Raw genomic sequence first — 17,540 nt, 5'->3', positions numbered from 1 at the left:
AAACGGCCACGTTGGTTTCACTTTCCTTTTCCATGGGTGGGCAGCGAAAAGGAAAAAGCGACGCCTGTCTTCGTATTTCGCACACTGTAGGAGGCTTCATGCAGTTCCAGAATGTGCCGGACGATGGCAAGTCCGAGCCCGGTCCCGCCTGTCTTGCGGTTTCGCGAGCGCTCAATCCGGTAAAAGCGGTCCCAGACAAAAGCGAGTTGCTCCTGCGGGATTTGCTCGCCTTCATTTTCAATCGTGACGCGCAGCGCTTGCGCCTCGCCTTCGATCCGCACGGTAATCTCGCTGCCCGGATTCGCATGGCGGATGGCGTTGACCAGCATGTTGAGCAACACTTGCTCGATTTTCTCCTGATCGGCGTACAGCGCTTCCTCGTTGGCCAAAATCGTCACGGCCCGCAGCTCTTTTTCGCGGAAATGATGCATCAGCCGCTCGACGATTTCCTCCGTCAGCTCGCTTAAGAAAAACCAGCTCTTTTTCAGCTTGATCGTCTTCGACTCCAGCTTGGCCAGCTCCAGCAAATCGCGGACGAGTTCCTCCATTTTTTCCGTCTCGTCGAGGATGACCTCGATGTAGCGCTCGCGCTTGTTCTCGCCGACGCCGTCCCGCAGCCCTTCCGCGAAGCTTTTCACGATGCTCAGCGGCGTTTTCAGCTCGTGCGAGGCATTGGAGACAAACTCCTTCTGGATCAGCTCCATCCGCTGCTTGTGGTCCATCTCGCTGCGCAGTTGTTCGTTGGCTTGCTGCAACTCCCGCAGCGTCACATCCAGCTTTTCCGCCATCGTGTTCAGACTGCGCGCCAGGCTGCCGAACTCGTCGTTGCGGATAATCGGCGACTTGACCGAGAAGTCGAGCCGCGCCATGCGCAGGGCGCTTTTGTTTAAGGAAAGTAGCGGCTTGGTGACGATTTTGGACAAAAGCAGGGACAACAGCAGGATCAGCGCGAAGCCGCCGATTCCGATGTAGACGTAAAACAGCCGCAGTGCATCGTTTGCCTCGCTGATCTGCTGCAAGGAGGTGAGGGCGACGACCAGTTCACTGAGCCGCCCGTCCTGTACGATCGGGTGAATCGCAACCAGGCTGCGCACGCCGCTCCACGGCTCCACCCATTCCTCCTCCAGCACGCTTCCGCCCTCCAGCGCGCGTTTGCGTTCCTCCGATAACGGGAATAAGTCCTTCAGCACATGAAACAGAATCCCTTGCCGCAAATTCCACTGGTTGGGCGCAGGCAAAAACAGCTCGGTAATTTCGCCGGAGACAGTCGACAGCGTCAGAGTCGTGTCGCTCCCTCGCAACGTGCCGATATCGGCTGCCCCCGCTTTTTTAATGACGCGCGGATAAAACATCTCCTGCAGCAGCCCTTCCTCAAAGACGCCGATCGCTTCAATCCGGTCGCCTTTGTGCAGATTCGCGCTCAAAAGGGCGCTGCGGTCTTCCTCCGGGAGCAGGGACAGCGAGATTTTCACGTTTTTGCCTTCGCGATCGCGAATGACGATGCGAAACGGATTGTCGTACTTCACCTGGCCGTTTGGGCTGACAATCGCCAGTTGCGTCTTGTTGCGGCTGATAAAAACGGACAACTCCCGGGCCATGCTCTCTGCGTCCCATTCCCGCGAGACGTACTCTTTGGCAAACGCTTCGAGCTTCTTCTCCAGGTCGTCCAGCTTTTTCGATTGATAAAATTGCTCAAAAAAAAGTAACTGACCGATCATGATAATCGTATAAAACAACAGGAAACACGATGAAGTGATGGCAAACAGCTTGAGTGTGACGCCCCATTTTTTCATCGCTCTTCCTCGAACGTATAGCCTGCCTTGATAACTGTCCGGATGTGTCGCGCTTCGCTGCCGAGCTTGCTGCGAAGCTTCTTGATATGGGTGTCGACGACGCGCAAATCGCCAAAGTAGTCGAAGCCCCAGACGTGATCCATGATCGTTTCCCGCGACAGCACGATCCCGGCATTTTTGATAAGATAGACGAGCAACTCATACTCTTTCGGGGCGAGGTCGATTTCTTCGCCCCTGATCTTCATGCGCCGGGCATGCCGATTAATGACGACCTGGCCGAAGCGCAGCAGATGGTCGGTTCCTCTGACCGTGCCCTCAACCCGCTTCATCAAGGAGTTGGCCCTGGCGACCAGCACTCGCGGGCTGAACGGCTTCGTGACGTAATCGTCGGCGCCAAGCTCAAAGCCTTGCATCTTGTCGTCTTCTTCGGACTTGGCGGTGAGGATGATGATCGGCACATCAGAGGTTGTGCGGATTTCTTTGCAAACCGTCCAGCCATCCATCTCCGGCATCAAAATGTCGAGAATGACCAGATCGACCCGGAGGCTTTCCAGCATCTGAATGGCTTGCTTTCCGTTTTCCGCTTCGTGTACAATCCATTGCTCCTGTTCGAAGTAGTCCGCGACGATTTCGCGGATGCGGCTCTCGTCTTCGACAAGCAGCACCTGTCGCTTCATGGATGGCTCTCCCTTCCTTGGATGGTGTGATAATTACAGCATTCGCCAAAAAAAGACACAGGAAATACACATCGTTACGGTAAGCTTAGCATAGAAAATAGCGCGTCTCGAAATTGGAAAGGATGTTCCCATGAACTTGCTCACCGTCTTGCAAAATAAGGATTTCAGACGTTTCGGTATTTTGGCGTTGTTTTGTTTCCTGCTCTACTCGCTCGGAAGCATGCTCAATGTCGTTTTGCTCACGTTTCTCGTCACATTTTTGATGGATCGGCTGCACCTGTTTCTCACCAGGGCGACTCACAAGCTCGTGCCCGTCCATCCCAAATTGATTCTCATAGCCCTCTACGCACTGTTGACGGCCTTTCTGGTTGGCGGAGGGATGAAAGCTTTCCCGGCCCTGATTCATCAAACCGGGCAATTGATCCACCTCATCGAGCAGGTGGTGCGGGAAAACCAGCATAACGAATTTGCGCCTTATCTCATGTCCGCCCTAGACAAGCTTGACATGAAAGGGCTTGTCAAAGGGAGTCTTGACTTTTTGACGGTCGTCAAGGACATGGGCTTCAACCTGTTTCTGGCGCTGCTGCTCAGCCTGTTTTTCCTGCTGGGCAAGGACAACGTGATCGCGTTTACCGCGCAGTTCCGCACCAGCAAGCTGTCGTGGCTGTACAACGAGATTGAATATTTCAGCCAAAAGTTTATTTTGACCTTTGGAAAAGTCATTGAAACCCAGTTGCTGATCGCCCTGTTCAACACTGTGTTCACGGTCATCGGCCTGTGGATTCTCGGCTTCCCGAACTTGTTTGGCCTGGCGCTGATGGTGTTCGTGCTCGGGCTGATCCCCGTGGCCGGCGTCATCATTTCCCTGATTCCGCTCAGCGCCATCGCCTTTAGCATCGGCGGCTTGCCTACGGTGATCTACCTGCTGGTGTTCATCATGCTGATTCACGCCATGGAAGCTTACGTCCTCAACCCTCGCCTGATGGCGTCGAAGACCCATCTGCCGATTTTTTACACGTTCGTCGTCCTGATCTTCTCCGAACACTTCTTCGGCGTCTGGGGACTGATCGTGGGGATTCCGTCGTTTGTATTTTTGCTCGACATTTTGGAAGTAAAAAAAATGGGAACCCCGATGTCCAAAAACAGACCTGTTTCCAAAGAAGTGCTGGACGTGCGGGTCAATGCCAAATAGGAAAACGGACAGCCGCCTCAATCCTCGACATAACCAAGCAAAAGGAGCCCTTCTCGTGCGGGCTCCTTTTTTGTTTGCTTTACTCTTTCCAAATTGTGCTACTCGCGTTCAAACCATTTAATCAGCGCCTGTGTCCCGCTGTCTGCCTCGCCTTTTTCCGCAAGCTCCTCATAGAGCGACTTGGACAGCGCGAGCCCAGGCGTCAACAGTCCCATCTCCTCGGCCGCTTCCAGGGCGATGCCCATGTCCTTGATAAAATGCTTGATGTAAAAGCCGGGCGCGTAATTGCCCGCAATCATCCGCGGAGCCAGATTGGACAAAGACCAACTGCCCGCCGCTCCCGCTTCGATGCTCGTCAGCACGCGCGCCGGGTCCAATCCCGCTTTTTTCGCGTAGGCGATCGCTTCGCACACGCCGATCATATTGGTCGCGATGCAGATTTGGTTGCACATTTTCGTATGCTGTCCGGCACCAGGGCCGCCCTGGAGAACGACGTTTTTGCCCATGACCGCAAGCAGCGGCTCCACCGCGTCGAACGCTTCCTGATCGCCGCCGACCATGATCGCAAGCCGCGCTTCCCGCGCTCCGACATCTCCGCCGGACACCGGGGCGTCCAGCGCATGCAGCGCATGCTTTTTCGCTTCCTCGTATATTTTTTGGGCGAGCGAAGGCTTCGACGTTGTCATATCGATCAAAAAAGTACCCGGCTTCGCATGCGAAATGATGCCCTCAGGCCCAAGGTACACTTCTTCCACATCAGACGGGTATCCGACCATCGTAATGATGACATTGGCTTCAGCAGCCAGCTCGCTTACCCGTTCCTTCCAGACTGCTCCTGCCGCCAGCAGTTCCTCGGCTTTTGCCTTCGTGCGCGTATAAACGAGCACCCGATACCCTGCCCGCAAAAAATGTCCCGCCATGCTTTTGCCCATGACGCCCGTTCCTACAAACCCGATAACCGTTTCTTCTGCACGTACAGTCACGCTACCAGCTCCCTCGTTTCTCTCTGTAATACCTACCCGTATAGTTCTGGAACAAAGCGGGATATTCCTGCTGCTCTCTGGCAAAGCGAGCGCCTGCACGGCCACACTTTCAGCCAACAGGACATATGTCCTTTTTTCTCGCCCCCCAGTCTTTTACTATAGAAGATGCCGTCTGCCCCATCCTTTTTTCTCGGAGGATTGCCATGAAGGAAATACACGATCGAGCTGTGCTCCACGCTTTTATCGAAAACAGTTGTCTGCACGAGCTGTTCGACGCTGCCGCCATCCGCGAAATGCATCTGTACCAGGCGGAAAAAGGCGAGCTGTTGTGCGCCAAAGGCGACGTGCTCCAGCACATGTACTTCGTCGTCGAAGGCAAAATCAAAATTTTCACGACGCTCCCCAACGGCAAGTCGCTGCTGCTGCGCTTCAACAACCCGCTGGCGATCATCGGCGACGTGGAGTTCGTCACGCGGCTGGAGGCGCGCAACACGGTTGAATTTGTCCATCCGGGCAAGCTGATTGCCTTGCCCTTCAAAGTATTGCACGAGCGCTACCAGAACCATCCGGGCTTTTTACAGTTCATCCTGCAAAAAATCAGCCACAAGCTGTACACCTCGTCCAACTCGACGAGCCTGAATTTGCTGTATCCGGTGGAAAACCGCTTCGCAAGCTACCTGCTCTCCACCCTCGAAGGCGGCACGCAGCCGACTGCCTCGGACGAATTGAAGACGGCGAAGCTCACAGAAGTAGCGGAGCTGGGCACGAGCTACCGTCATCTGAACCGGGTCATTCAGAGCATGAGCGCGTCCGGCATCATCGAGCGGAAAAGAGGGGCGTTGCACATTCACAATCGAAAAAAAGTCGTGGAGCTTGCGAGCGGCAACATTTACGAATAAATGGCCGCATAGGAGGGCGTGAAAAGCATGCAAGGCATTCTGTTTTCGCTGCTCGCAGGCGTGTTCATCTGCTTGCAGAGCGTCTTCAATGCCCAGGCGAGCGACAAGCTGGGCCTGTGGCAAACGAACGCCATCGTCCACGGGCTGGGCTTCCTCGTCTCGCTCGCCGTCTTCGCCATCGTCCGCGACGGGGACTGGCAAAAAATCGGGGAAGTGAACAAGCTGTACTTGCTCGGAGGCGTATTCGGGGCGCTGATCGTTTTCAGCGTCATGAAAGGCATCACCTTGATCGGCCCGGCCTACTCCGTCTCCATCCTGCTCATCTCCCAGTTGCTCGTCGCCCTGCTCATCGACTCTCTCGGCTTGTTCGGCGTGGAAAAAGTCCCGCTTGGCGCAAACAAACTGCTGGGAATCGGCATCATGATCGCAGGCGTGCTCGTCTTTAAGCTGAAATAAAAAAGGAGGGCGCATCTGCCCTCCTACAAAATCAACTGCTCCGGATTCAGCCCCAGTAAAGCCTCGTGCACGAACCTTCCGTCTTTGCGGATCAACACGTCGTCAAACCAGATTTCCCCGCCGCCGTACTCCAGCCTTTGAATCGCGATCAAATCCCAGTGAATCGTGCTGCGATTGCCGTTGTCCGCCGAATCGTACGCCTGTCCCGGCGTCAGGTGGAAGCTCCCGGCGATTTTTTCATCGAACAAAATGTCGCCGATCGGGTGCAAAATGTGCGGATGAAACGCAATCGCAAACTCTCCGATGTAGCGCGCTCCCTCATCCGTATCCAGTATTTCGTTCAGCTTCTCGGTATGATTCGCCGTCGCCTCGACGATCTTGCCCTCGCGAAACGTGAAGCGCACGTTGTCAAAAGCCGTCCCTCTGTAGCGGCTTGGCGCGTTGTACTGGATCGTTCCGTGGAGCGAGCCGCGCACGGGCGCTGTGTACACTTCCCCGTCCGGCATATTCCGCTTGCCGACCGCCACCTGTGTGCCGATTCCTTTGATGGAAAAAGCCAGGTCGGTTCCCGGCCCCACTATCCGCACTTGATCCGTTTTGTCCATCAGCTCTTACAGCGGCGTGCTTGCCTTGGCCATTTTCCGGTAGTCAAACGAGCAGACGTCGAAGAAAAAGTCCTCGAAAGCGTCTGTGCTCATGTTTGCCTTTTGCGCGGTTGCCGCCGTCGGGTAATGAATACGGATTCCTTTGATTTCATTGTCGACGCGGTGCGCCATGGGTTGAAAAGCTTCGGCAAGCAGCCGCTGCTTTTCCTCTGGCACGTCTTTATACTCGCTGTCATTCGTCTCACCGTGAATGCCGATGTAGCCGTGGATGCCGTTCCACATGTCTTTTTCCCATTCGGCGACTTGCGCAAGCTGTGCCGCTGTCAGCCCGAGCATCCACTCCCGCTCGACGCGTGGCCTGATAAAACGCAGGTGCGGGTAAGCTCCTTTTGCATACAAACGTTTGACCGCCAGTGGGCAAGACTTGCTACTTGTTCCCAAAAACAGAAGGCCCTATAGTAAATGGTAAAAATGCAGTAATGACGGTCCTGATATGCAGAACGGAAAGGAGCGGATGAGCGTGCCAAGGGCATTAGTGGTCGATGACGACCCGCACATTCGGGAATTGGTCGCATTGTACTTAAAAGACGAGGGGTTTGACATTGTAGAAAAAACAAATGGAGCAGACGCATTGGCATACGCGGAAAATCATGCCGTGGATTTGGCGGTTATCGACATCATGATGCCGCAAATGGACGGCTGGGAGCTATGCTCCAAACTGCGTGAGTTTGGCGATATGCCGATCATCATGATTACCGCCAAAGGCGAGGCGCAGGACCGCATCCATGGATTCAAGCTGGGGACCGATGATTATCTGGTAAAGCCGTTTGATCCCGTAGAACTGGTTCTGCGCGTAAAGGCACTGCTCAAGCGGTATCGCATTTCGGTATCCAACATCATTACGCTTGGCCATCTTTCGTTGGACCGTTCACGCTATCTGGTGGTATACGCAGACGGACAGACCAAAACGATCCCCATGAAAGAATTTGAACTGCTGTACAAACTGGGCAACTATGCCGGGCAATTATTTACTCGCGAAACATTGATCGAACAAATTTGGGGGCTCGATTATGAAGGGGACGAACGAACGGTAGATGTGCATATCAAGCGGCTTCGCGAGCGGTTCCCCGAAGCCGAATCCGGATTTCGCATCGTGACGATTCGCGGTTTGGGCTATCGACTGGAGGTAACAGCGCAATGAAATCGCTCTATACACGGGTCGTGCTCGTGTTCGTCGGAATCGTCATGCTCAGCCTGGTGACGGCTTTTTTCATTACGACCTGGCTGTATGAAGAACGCGCCAAAGGCATCGTCCGAGACATACTCATCGAAAACGGAAGCCAAATGATCGCCACCTACCAATCCACTCCCACCGCAGAGCTGGTTCCGCTCATGCAGCACTTGTCGGGCCTTTCCCTAACCCATACGCAGCTTTACAATGCAGAGGGCGTTCCGCTCCTCGCCGAGAAAGGAGCCTCGTTGCAGGTGGAGCCTCGTGATGTCGCGCGTGTCCTCGCTGGTGAAAAGCTAACCGATCTGCTGCGAAGCGACACTTCTGCTTCCCATGAAGCTGCACTGCCTGTAATTGGCCTGCCTTTTCAGGTGGACGGACAGCCTTATGCCTTGTTCGTGACGCTGAAACGAAACAGCGCTGACGAAGAATTGATGAATTCGATTCATTTGCTGTACGGTTTAATCCTGTTCATCGGAAGCTTTTTGATTCTCATCGCCGCCCGTTACCTGGTCAAGCCGATTGTTCAATTGACCGAAGCCACCCGGCGAATGGCGGAAGGAGAGTTCGCAGTAGAAGTACCTATCAAGCGCAAAGACGAGATCGGAATCTTGAGCGCCAGCTTCAACCAGATGGCCAAAAAGCTCGGAATGCTGGATCAAATGCGGCGGGATTTCGTCTCCAACGTCTCGCATGAGATCGGTTCCCCTTTAACTTCGATTTCCGGTTTCACAAAGGCGTTGAAGCACAAGGAAGTAAGCGAGGAAAACCGCCTTCGCTATTTGACCATTATCGAGGAAGAGAGCGAGAGACTGTCTCGGTTGAGCCAAAATTTGCTGCAATTATCCCAACTGCAGCAAGAGAACATGCCGCTGCGCACCAAGACGTATCGTCTCGACGAGCAGATTCGCAAGGTCGTGATTGCGCTTGCTCCACACTGGGAAACCAAACAGATCGACTTCGACCTTCATCTGGAGCCGCTCATGATAGAAGCAGACGAGGACCAGTTCAGCCAGGTGTGGATCAATCTGCTGAGCAATAGCATCAAATTCACACCTATAAACGGCACGATTCAAATCACGGCTGTCAAGAAAGGCAATCAGTGCATCGTTTCCATTTCCGATAACGGAATCGGGATTCCTGAAGAAGAAAGGGCTCACATTTTCAAGCCTTTTTACAAAGTAGACAAAGCTCGCAATTCTGCTGTAAAAGGAAACGGCCTTGGGTTGTCCATCGTGAAGCAAATCATTGACGGGCATCGGGGAAGCATTCGGGTTTTAGGGGAAGCAGGAAAAGGAGCGACGTTTGAAGTGACCTTGCCGCAGTGAAAAACCGCCAGCGTGCGGTTTTTTCTTTTTTTGTTTCCGTTCATATTCAGTTCACATAGCTGCTTTATATTCCTCTTAGAAGCTGATTACCCTACAAGGGTATCGTAAACAGGAGGAATCGAAAGTGAAAAAAGTTTTGTTGCGTTTGGCGGTGTATCTGCTTAGTCTGGTTGTATTTGTAGGCGGTCTTGGCTTTCTTGGATATTCCCATACGCAGAAGGAATTTTACAACGCGCTCCGCGAAGAGGCCGTCCCTTCCCTGGAGGGAGTCACCATTCCCCCTCATGATCCGGCGAAACCTACCGTTGCAGTCGTCTTGGGAGATTCTTCGATTACAACAGAGGATTTCGATTTTCTCATTCCGTACACGCTGCTCTCGATGACAGAAGCGTATAATGTCTATGCTGTCGCACCCGACAAAGACCTCAAAGCTCTGTCAGGCGGACTCGATGTCGTCCCGCACTACACGTATGCAGAGTTGGATGCTCTGTTGGGGAAAGACCCTGACGTAATCGTAGTCCCGTTTATGCCCATTATCGATGAAGCGACATATGCCCCTACCCGCGAGTGGATTCAGAAACACGCTAACAGCGATACCACTTTCCTGAGCATTTGCGGGGGGTCAGGCAACCTGGCTGATGCCGGTCTGCTGAAAGGAAAATCGGCTGCGTCTCACTGGCAAGCGATTCCGTCATTGCGAGTATTCTACCCGGATACGACTTGGGTAGAGGATGTGAGATATGTCCACGAAGGAAATACGCTGACTTCATCCGGTCAAACGGCTGGTATCGATGCGGTGCTTCACCTCATCTCGCAGCAAGTGGGCGAGCCGACAGCAGCAAGCATTGCCAAACAAATCAGCTATCCGAATTACGAATTTGTCGCGAATCCAAAAGTGGAACCGTTTGTTCTCGACTACAAATTTTCCACCTACATTCTGAATAGCACATTCCGCTGGCAGAAAAAGCAAATGGGCGTGCTGCTCTATGACGGCATGGAAGAACTGGCCCTGTCTTCGATCTTTGACTCGTACGCGGACACAGGAACGACACGCGTTCGGACCATTTCGAGGACGATGACACCGCTTACGACCAAGCATCACCTCAACATCGTGGCACGACACACCATCGAGAATGCGCCACAATTGGATAAAATGATTATCCCTGGCGGCGACGCGCCTTCGCTGGCTCACGATGACATCAAGTTTTGGAATGAAAAAGGCAAGGCCGATGTGACTCTGCTCATTCACGCCGATTCTCCCAACCGTTATGTGTTTGAAGCTCCATTGGAAGACCTGGCCAAGCAGGAAGACCTGCTGACAGCCCGGCATGGCGTAAAGCGTTTGGAATACCGCTTCGACAATATCAAGCTGGAAGGCAGTGCGCTTCCTCTCATGACCTATGCGCACCTGCTGCTTACTCTCGCTCTTGCTTTCTTTACGGCATTTTTCATTGATCGCAAGTTCATTGCCAAGAAATCGATTTGCTGTTTGCACAAGCGCACGCTGTAATCTCTGCCGAAACTGATCCCAAGCATGTGAAACAGATGAAAACACCTTCAAGACGATCCGATCATTTCGCAAGATCGGGGACAATCTTGAAGGTGTTTTTTTATGCGTGCGTGTCTGCTCCTTGAGCCAGACGACGCCGATCAGCGTAGCAAACACGATGCTGATTTCCCGCAGCGCCACTTCTCTGTCTTTGGAACGCAGTCGGCAACCGTTCCGTTCAGCAGACGATCCGGTACGGCAACGGCGGACTCGTATGCACAAGCCCCTGCTGTCCCCGCTCAGGCTCAGGCGCAAGCTCGATCGCGATAGGATGGATGGTGGCCCCTCTGTCGGTCGGATACCACGGGCGGTTTGCTTTTACCAGCACGAGCACGCCGTCCTGATCGCCGTAAAAGCGAAAGACTTCCGATTCAGCCTCAAATTCGCTCGGGATCGGGGCGAGCGAAGCCGCGAATGCCGCGACATCGGGAACGGGCATGCCGACTTCCTGAATCGAGAGCCAATCCGTCTTCGCCTCTGTCGGAAAAGCCAGCAGCTCCAAAATGTTTCCTTCCGGGTCTGCGAAGTAGAGCTGCTTTCCTTTCCACGTGTACGACTGCATGACCTCCTGCCCGTCTTTGCTGCGTAAAACGATGCCGCGCTGTCTGATCGCTTCCGCATACGAATCGAACGCCCGCTCCGCGATGCCGCAGGCAAAATGGTAAAACGGCTTTTGCTCCGCCCGCTGAAAAGCCAGTGTGGCTTCCCCTACCGATACGGCAAACGAGCGGGGCGTGCTTTCGATCAGCGGCATGTGCAAAACTTGCGTGTAAAAAGCCAGCAGTTCTTCCGGCTTGCTCGTCGTCAACGTCACCTTTTGCAGCTTCATCGGCCGTTCACTTCCTTTTTTCTTCCATAGTAGCATAAGTAGCGCCCGGGAAGCGGCAGCCCTTTTCGCCGCGGAAGAAAAAAACAAGCGATCCCCAAACAGGAATCGCTTGCCGCTAGTCACGCGAAATGCTTGACCAGATTCAGAAACCGATCAATAGCCGTGCCGATCTCTTCCTCGTCGATATCAAATTTGGGGAGATGATGCGGATAGGCGCTCTTTTTTCCGCACAAAAACACGATGTTTGGCTTGACCGCTTCCCGGTTTTCAGCCATCCATTTCGCGACGGCGAGCAAGAGCGCCGTATGTCCGTCGTGTCCCAGGGGAATTGTAGCGTGGCGGCATAACAAAACCTTCTCTGCCGAAAGAGAAGGAGTTGGATTTTCAGAATAAGGCACAGGAAACGGGACGAAATAGGGAGGTTGGTGTTCGCGGTTGTCCAGCCGAATCGAACGAGTAACCGATGAACCGAATAGGCGTCTGGCGATTCGTTCTACCCATACAAATTAGGATTAGCACGTATGCTCTGTCATACATTTCTACGAGCGACCAGCGCTCATAGGGGTCCTTGTCTCGCACAAGGATAGGCGTTGTCCGCGATTTCCTGTGGCTGAGATGTACTCAGCTTACAAAACGCAATCCGTTACGTTTTCTAAGCTAAGCACATGAAGCTGTGCCTAGTCTTCCAGCTCGATATATTTTTCGGCCTGCGGAAACTCCAGAAAAATGTTGTGGCATTCGTCTTCAATCAACTGGGACAAGCGCTTGACTTTTCTCTCCAGCTTCAAGCCGCTTTCCCGCGCTTTTTCAATGTCGTACATGGCGCGCGTGATCGTCTTGTCCCCGCCATTGAAGTAGCCGCCCGTATTCAGTTCCTCTTTTTTCATCGAACCGTATCGCTTCAGCGAGGCAGCTTCCTTGCGCATATGCTTCGCAATCTGCATCGCAGTAAAAAGGCTGATCTCCTGATTGTTCCAGGTGATTTTGTGGGCGAGATTGGCGCTGTGGATCAGCTCGTCAATGACGCGGAAGTCTTCGCGCGCTTCCTCCAGCTCTTCCGTGATGAGCGCAAACGAACGAGTCGGCTCCTCCGCTTGCTCGCCTTTCACATAGACGCAGAAGGCGTTTTTTTCGCGCTCCTGATCGAGCTCGCTGACCTTGTGGGCAATATCTGAACGCAACGGAACAAGTGCTGCCAAAGACAGTTTCGCCATTTCCAACCTTCCTTTCTCTCGGGACGAAATTTACTCTTTCAATGAGACGAGCCAATAGCTGGAAAGTTTCGTTTTTTCCATAAAACTTTTGGCACTGGCTTTTAGAAAAATAGCAAAGCCCCCTCATTCATCGAGGAAGCTTTGCCGATGCAGTCATGCGCTTTTGGATGAGTTGAATTTTTTGTGGTAATAGCGGGAAAATCCGATGCTACAGGGGACGAGGACGATCGTCGGCATAAACCAGACGAGCGGGTGAACAGAGCTTAGGCCGAGCAGGCGCGGCGCACCGAATACGGTAAAGGCCGTAATCGTCGCGATACAGCAGCCGAGCATTCCTCCCAGATGCTCAAACCACCAGTGGAGCTTTCGCCCCGGCGGCCGCAGCCAGTACACAAGCTGCGTCGTGCCGAGGAAAATCCCGATGAACGGAAACCAGGTCAGCAGGGTAAAGTCGATCGTCGCCCCGTACAGGCTCATGGCTGCGCCCGAGGCGACCAGCAAAGCGGGAAACAGCAGGTCGACCGGTTGGCGATGCGCCGCTTTGCGGTTTTTGTACCGCAGCACGCGAATCCCGTACCAGGCTGTCGCCGAGCTCAAAATCGAGATGAAAATGAGGAACCAGGCGAAGGCGACGGACTCGACCGTTTTATCCGGATCGAATCCGATCCGCCAGATGCCCATGACGAGGGCCGAGATCGCGACTGCTCCCATCGCGATCACGTAGACCCAGCCTGAGCGCACGTGCGCCTTTCCTCCCTTTTTGGTGACGATTGGCAGCCAGAATACGAGCAAGGCGGTAAATCCGGCGATGATGTGAATCACTTTGAAAATCGAGAAAAGAAGCATGGCGCTGTTTCCCCCTCTGCTAACCATTGGTCAGCGTCTGATACATGATCTGATGCACTTCATCGACAGTCAGTCCGCTCGCATTCGGCGCGATTTGCGTCTTCATCCGGATGCCGTACGTAATCATCGTGAAAAAAATCGCGACCTTCTCCGCATCGAGCGTGGCCGGGATCACGCCAGCCCGCTGCCCAACCTCGATCCATTCCTTCGACGTCTGGATGCTCTCCTCGTGCAGCTTGGCAAGCATCTCGCCAATCACCGGGTCTTCTCTTTTGCTCAGCAAGTAAATCAGGATCAGATTCGTCACATCGCGCGGGTTGTGAATGTGGCGCAAGCCCTGCGAGATACTCCCGAGTGCCCCCGTCAATTCGCTTCCCCCTTCTTTTACGGTTTGGTAAAACCGCTGGCTGATGGCGGCAAAACGTCTTTGCAACAGCAAGCCGAGCAGTTCATCCTTGCTTTTTACGTAATGGTAGATCGCGCCCTTGGACAAGCCTGAACGCTTCATGATGTCCTGCAACGTCGTCTGCTGGCATCCTTTTTCCAAAATCAATTCCTCTGTCGCCGTCAGCAGCAATTGGAAGCTGGGGTTTTGATGAATCGATGACATAGTATCCTCCTGTAGAAAATGGACATGGAAGTCGGTTCCTTACGACCACTATACAAACCGTCGGTCGGTTTGTCAAGCGAAAGAAAAAACACGGACGTCGCTTCGTCCGCTTGGCGCTGCTTTTCGCTGCTGCTTACGCTTTACTGCGAGACGATGAGTTTGTAGTAGATCACCGTGTCGTGCAGGCTGCCGTCAGCAGACATGGCGTAGTGCGGGATTCTCCCGCCCTCTTGGTACCCCATCGCCTGATACAGCCGATTGGACGGATCTTCGGCGCGCGTATCCAAAACGAGCAGGCTGCGGTTCTCGGCCAGCGCCCGCGCCTGTGCAAGCAGCATCAGCGTGCGGCCAATGCCTTGCCGCTGCGCGGAAGGATGCACCATCAGCTTGGCGATTTCCGCCCGATGCCGTCCGTTTGGCCGCTCAGCCAGGTGGAGCTGGACTGTCCCGACGATGCCGTTTTCATTGGCTGCCACCCAGACTACCACCTGCTCGCCCGTTACCGAGGCCCAGTAGGCGTATGCTTCTTCCCAGGCCAGTGGCGGCAAAAACCCGACGGAAGCCCCATCCGCTACGACATCCACCAGCAGCCCGGCCAGCTCGCGAAGCTCCTGCTCCGTTGGCTGGATCACTTCTCGATACGATAAACCTGGCGTCATGCTTTGTCCCCTCCGTTACGTTTCGCTATGTGCGTGATTATTCTGTATCCTTTAGCACCACTATAACCGAGAAACGGAGCGCTGTCAGTTAAAACGGAACATTTTATGTAAGAAAAATTAACATACATATATCACCGATCCGTAATGGACGATACCCGTACATGCTAAAGATGAAAAAAAGACACGCATACACAACCCCTGCCGGAACAATCGAGAGCGCGATCCAAAATTTTTGCGCCGTTCCACGGGCAGCCTTGAACCAACCGTAGTAGTTGAACAGCAGCACGAGCAGAAACGGAACAAAGAAAAATCCGAGCATGGACTCGACCCACGCCGAATTGTTGTCCCAAAATTGCTCCGGCACCGGCAGCGTATGATACTCCGCGTAAATTGCTTCCTTGCGTGAGATGAACACGTACGACAGAACGATATAATAGACGATTACAGCGGCCTTGACCCAGCCCTTTATCCCTTTTGTCGTCCATAACAGCATAAAAATGATACCCAAGATGAACCATAAGGCCATGTATTCCATCCCGATCCCTCCTAGAAGGGATTATATTTTTTCGCGCTGCATGAAATAAGTACCAACTTTTTTTGGTACCTCCCCAGCTTTCCCGGCAAGAGTCGACAAAATTTGGAATCCTTCCTATAATAGACTTGTCAAAAAAAAGCTGTCTTTTCGTAGGAGATGGTCATGATTACATACGCGATTTCGTTTTTGCTGTCGTTTGCTATCGTCATGGTGCTGATTCCACCGCTGGCCAAATTGGCGTTTCGCCTTGATTTTGTGGACAAGCCCCGGAAAGACGTCGAGCGCAAGATTCATCGGGAGCCGATCCCGCTAACCGCCAGCTATGCGATCTTCGTCGGCTTCGCTACATCGTTTCTGCTGTTTTCCAAAGAATCGCCGGAACAGACGATTGCCGTTTTGATCGGCTCGCTGCTCCTTCTTACCATCGGCACGATTGACGACTGGTACAAGACGCAGGGCAAAGACTTCTCCGCTCTGCCAAAAATGATCGTCCAGCTTTCCGCCGCCGTGATCGTGTACTTGTCCGGAATCAACTTCTCCGGCTTTTACAATCCGCTGAGCGGGGAGTACATCCTGCTGCCGGAATGGCTGCAGTTCATCCTCACGATCTTGTGGATTTTCGGTGTGACGACGGTCATCAACTTTTCGGACGGCATGGACGGCCTCGCCGGAGGGCTGACCGCCATTTCTGCCGGTACGCTGTTCGTCGTCGCCCTTGTCAAAGGACAGACGACCTCCGCCATCATGGCGATCAGCCTGATCGGGGTCGCTCTCGCTTACTTGCGCTACAACAAGCCGCCCGCGAAAATTTTCATGGGAGACGCAGGGGCGACTTTTCTCGGCTTTATCCTCGCCGTGATCGCGCTGGACGGAGCCTTCAAACAGGCAACGGTCCTGTCGCTGTTCATCCCGATTTTGGCGCTGGGTGTGCCGATCTTCGACAACCTGTTCGTCGTAGCAAAACGGTTCATGCAAGGCAAGCCGATCTACCAGGCAGACGCCAGCCAGGTGCATTACCGCTTGCTGCGCACGGGGCTTAATCCCAAGCAGGTCGTGGCGTTTCTATGCTTAATCAGCATGTGCTTCTCGCTGACCTCGATTATCCTGCTTTTGCTGGGTGTATAGAACGAAAAAATGCCGCTTCGGTCCTCCCACGGACCTGCGGCATTTTTTTATGCTGAACAGGCTGGCTGGCGCAGCCGTTTTCGCTTGTCGCCCAGGCCAGGCGAGGCCCGCTTCTCTACAGGAGCGCTCGCTTCGCCGTCAGCATCGTCTGGGTAATCCGAAAGCCTGTCCCTTCGTACAAAGCAATCGCAGGCTTGTTGTGCGTTCCTGTCACGAGGTACGGCTGCAAGCCTTTTTCCAGCGTCCGGTTTATGAAAAACCGGGCAAGCTGTTTGCCGTAGCCTTTTTTCTGGTGCTTGGGGTCGACGAAAACATCGTAGGCTTCGCCGTGCGGGGTCACGATCAACGAGCCGACAAACTCGCCCTGTTCCTCGTAGAACATGTAGATGTCGTCCTTCATTTCCGTGAGCAGCCACTTTTGCCAGGAGTCCATCGTTTGTTCGCAGTAGTCGGTCAGACGGTACGGCTTCAGATCAATGCTTTTGCGCACCTCATAGTAGGCGTCGCTTTGGGACTGGATGTAGCAGGGCAGCTCCTGCTCGGCAAAAGGCTTGACCGCAAGCGTCGGCTCCGGCACCATCCCGCCTGTGTACTTCATCGTATGCTGTCCCCACAACGGCGCGAAGCCTTTTTTGGCAAAAAACCCCCCGGCATCGCCCTCGTCGATGCGATACGTGGCGACGACCGCCGTCGGCTTCTGTTCGTGCGCAAGCAACTGTGTCCAGACGAGGTCGAACAGCCGGGAGCCGATCCCTTTTTTGCGCTGCTCGGGACGTGTGTACACGTACATTTCCGCCGTCCCCTCTTCGCCAAAAGAGGTTAAATCGTACAAGCCGCAAGCGACGATCTCCCCTTGCTCCTCACAGAGAAACACCGTGGCCGATTTCAGGATTGCCGCGAGTTCCACCGGGCGCCATTGCACCTCTTTTTGCAGCATCGCCACGACCGTGCCCAGGTCGCGCTCCTTCAGGTTGCGAATCATTTCTCTTCTCTCCCTCTGCTGCTCATC

18 protein-coding genes and 1 pseudogene are annotated in these 17,540 nt (G+C 53.8%); 7 read left to right on the top strand and 12 right to left on the bottom strand.

Translation table 11 applies throughout. From position 1 onward, the window contains the following. Positions 1–17 precede the first annotated feature (17 nt). Together M655_RS06615 and M655_RS06610 are read right to left on the bottom strand one after the other, a co-directional pair. Positions 18–1,793 (bottom strand): sensor histidine kinase, encoded by a 1,776-nt coding sequence (locus tag M655_RS06615; protein WP_007784363.1) that lies wholly within the window; start codon positions 1,791–1,793, stop codon positions 18–20. After that, complete coding sequence (locus M655_RS06610) at positions 1,790–2,470, bottom strand: response regulator transcription factor (protein WP_005830406.1); 681 nt, start codon at positions 2,468–2,470, stop codon at positions 1,790–1,792. Before M655_RS06610 ends, M655_RS06615 begins: the two co-directional genes overlap by 4 nt. A gap of 130 nt (positions 2,471–2,600) precedes the next feature. On the opposite strand from M655_RS06610, the gene M655_RS06605 reads away from it, so the two are divergent. Continuing rightward, positions 2,601–3,662: an AI-2E family transporter gene (locus tag M655_RS06605; RefSeq protein WP_007784367.1), complete on the top strand. Its 1,062-nt coding sequence runs from the start codon at positions 2,601–2,603 to the stop codon at positions 3,660–3,662. A gap of 98 nt (positions 3,663–3,760) precedes the next feature. Here M655_RS06605 and M655_RS06600 read toward each other — a convergent pair whose 3' ends face one another. Then, positions 3,761–4,675 carry an NAD(P)-dependent oxidoreductase gene (locus tag M655_RS06600; protein WP_235694667.1) on the bottom strand — a complete coding sequence of 305 codons (915 nt, stop codon included), beginning with the start codon at positions 4,673–4,675 and terminating at the stop codon, positions 3,761–3,763. A 173-nt stretch (positions 4,676–4,848) separates the two neighbouring features. Between M655_RS06600 and M655_RS06595 the strand changes: the two genes are divergently transcribed. Continuing rightward, a complete protein-coding gene (locus M655_RS06595) occupies positions 4,849–5,544 on the top strand; it encodes a cyclic nucleotide-binding domain-containing protein (protein ID WP_026558174.1) in 696 nt (231 codons plus the stop codon). A gap of 27 nt (positions 5,545–5,571) precedes the next feature. Continuing rightward, positions 5,572–6,000, top strand: a complete 429-nt coding sequence (locus M655_RS06590) for a DMT family transporter (RefSeq protein WP_005830411.1) — start codon at positions 5,572–5,574, stop codon at positions 5,998–6,000. A gap of 23 nt (positions 6,001–6,023) precedes the next feature. Here M655_RS06590 and M655_RS06585 read toward each other — a convergent pair. Continuing rightward, positions 6,024–6,734: pseudogene (locus M655_RS06585) on the bottom strand (aminopeptidase); the annotation flags it as partial. A gap of 391 nt (positions 6,735–7,125) precedes the next feature. Between M655_RS06585 and M655_RS06580 the strand changes: the two are divergent. The 3 genes from M655_RS06580 to M655_RS06570 all read left to right on the top strand — a co-directional run bounded on the left by M655_RS06580 (position 7,126) and on the right by M655_RS06570 (position 10,674). Further along, positions 7,126–7,806, top strand: coding sequence for a response regulator transcription factor (locus M655_RS06580; RefSeq protein WP_026558173.1), 681 nt, complete (start codon positions 7,126–7,128; stop codon positions 7,804–7,806). After that, positions 7,803–9,164 carry a sensor histidine kinase gene (locus tag M655_RS06575; protein WP_026558172.1) on the top strand — a complete coding sequence of 454 codons (1,362 nt, stop codon included), beginning with the start codon at positions 7,803–7,805 and terminating at the stop codon, positions 9,162–9,164. Before M655_RS06580 ends, M655_RS06575 begins: the two co-directional genes overlap by 4 nt. A gap of 124 nt (positions 9,165–9,288) precedes the next feature. Beyond that, positions 9,289–10,674: a DJ-1/PfpI family protein gene (locus M655_RS06570; RefSeq protein WP_005830421.1), complete on the top strand. Its 1,386-nt coding sequence runs from the start codon at positions 9,289–9,291 to the stop codon at positions 10,672–10,674. A 217-nt stretch (positions 10,675–10,891) separates the two neighbouring features. On the opposite strand, the gene M655_RS06565 is transcribed toward M655_RS06570, so the two are convergent. The 7 genes from M655_RS06565 to M655_RS06535 all read right to left on the bottom strand — a co-directional run bounded on the left by M655_RS06565 (position 10,892) and on the right by M655_RS06535 (position 15,406). Next, complete coding sequence (locus M655_RS06565; RefSeq protein ID WP_025845356.1) at positions 10,892–11,542, bottom strand: VOC family protein; 651 nt, start codon at positions 11,540–11,542, stop codon at positions 10,892–10,894. 119 nt (positions 11,543–11,661) lie between these two features. Next, positions 11,662–11,892 carry a hypothetical protein gene (locus M655_RS06560; protein ID WP_035423219.1) on the bottom strand — a complete coding sequence of 77 codons (231 nt, stop codon included), beginning with the start codon at positions 11,890–11,892 and terminating at the stop codon, positions 11,662–11,664. A 327-nt stretch (positions 11,893–12,219) separates the two neighbouring features. Further along, positions 12,220–12,756 (bottom strand): hypothetical protein, encoded by a 537-nt coding sequence (locus tag M655_RS06555; RefSeq protein ID WP_005830426.1) that lies wholly within the window; start codon positions 12,754–12,756, stop codon positions 12,220–12,222. A 153-nt stretch (positions 12,757–12,909) separates the two neighbouring features. Beyond that, the gene (locus tag M655_RS06550; protein ID WP_026558171.1) at positions 12,910–13,602 is read right to left on the bottom strand and encodes a DUF2306 domain-containing protein; all 693 of its coding nucleotides are present in this window, start codon (positions 13,600–13,602) and stop codon (positions 12,910–12,912) included. Positions 13,603–13,621: 19 nt separating this feature from the next. Then, the gene (locus tag M655_RS06545; RefSeq protein WP_005830430.1) at positions 13,622–14,212 is read right to left on the bottom strand and encodes a TetR/AcrR family transcriptional regulator; all 591 of its coding nucleotides are present in this window, start codon (positions 14,210–14,212) and stop codon (positions 13,622–13,624) included. A gap of 140 nt (positions 14,213–14,352) precedes the next feature. Continuing rightward, on the bottom strand, positions 14,353–14,871 hold the full coding sequence (locus M655_RS06540; RefSeq protein WP_005830432.1) for a GNAT family N-acetyltransferase: 519 nt from the start codon (positions 14,869–14,871) through the stop codon (positions 14,353–14,355). Between the two features lie 103 nt (positions 14,872–14,974). After that, positions 14,975–15,406, bottom strand: coding sequence for a hypothetical protein (locus tag M655_RS06535; RefSeq protein ID WP_005830434.1), 432 nt, complete (start codon positions 15,404–15,406; stop codon positions 14,975–14,977). A gap of 156 nt (positions 15,407–15,562) precedes the next feature. Between M655_RS06535 and M655_RS06530 the strand changes: the two genes are divergently transcribed. Then, entirely contained in the window at positions 15,563–16,531 is a 969-nt protein-coding gene (locus M655_RS06530) for an MraY family glycosyltransferase (protein ID WP_025845362.1), read from the top strand. 115 nt (positions 16,532–16,646) lie between these two features. On the opposite strand, the gene M655_RS06525 is transcribed toward M655_RS06530, so the two are convergent. After that, positions 16,647–17,513: a GNAT family N-acetyltransferase gene (locus M655_RS06525; protein WP_026558170.1), complete on the bottom strand. Its 867-nt coding sequence runs from the start codon at positions 17,511–17,513 to the stop codon at positions 16,647–16,649. Positions 17,514–17,540: the final 27 nt, after the last annotated feature.

The organism is Brevibacillus sp. NSP2.1, assembly GCF_000470975.2.
GTDB lineage: Bacteria > Bacillota > Bacilli > Brevibacillales > Brevibacillaceae > Brevibacillus > Brevibacillus agri.
This window is presented reverse-complemented; position numbering and strand designations above follow the sequence as displayed.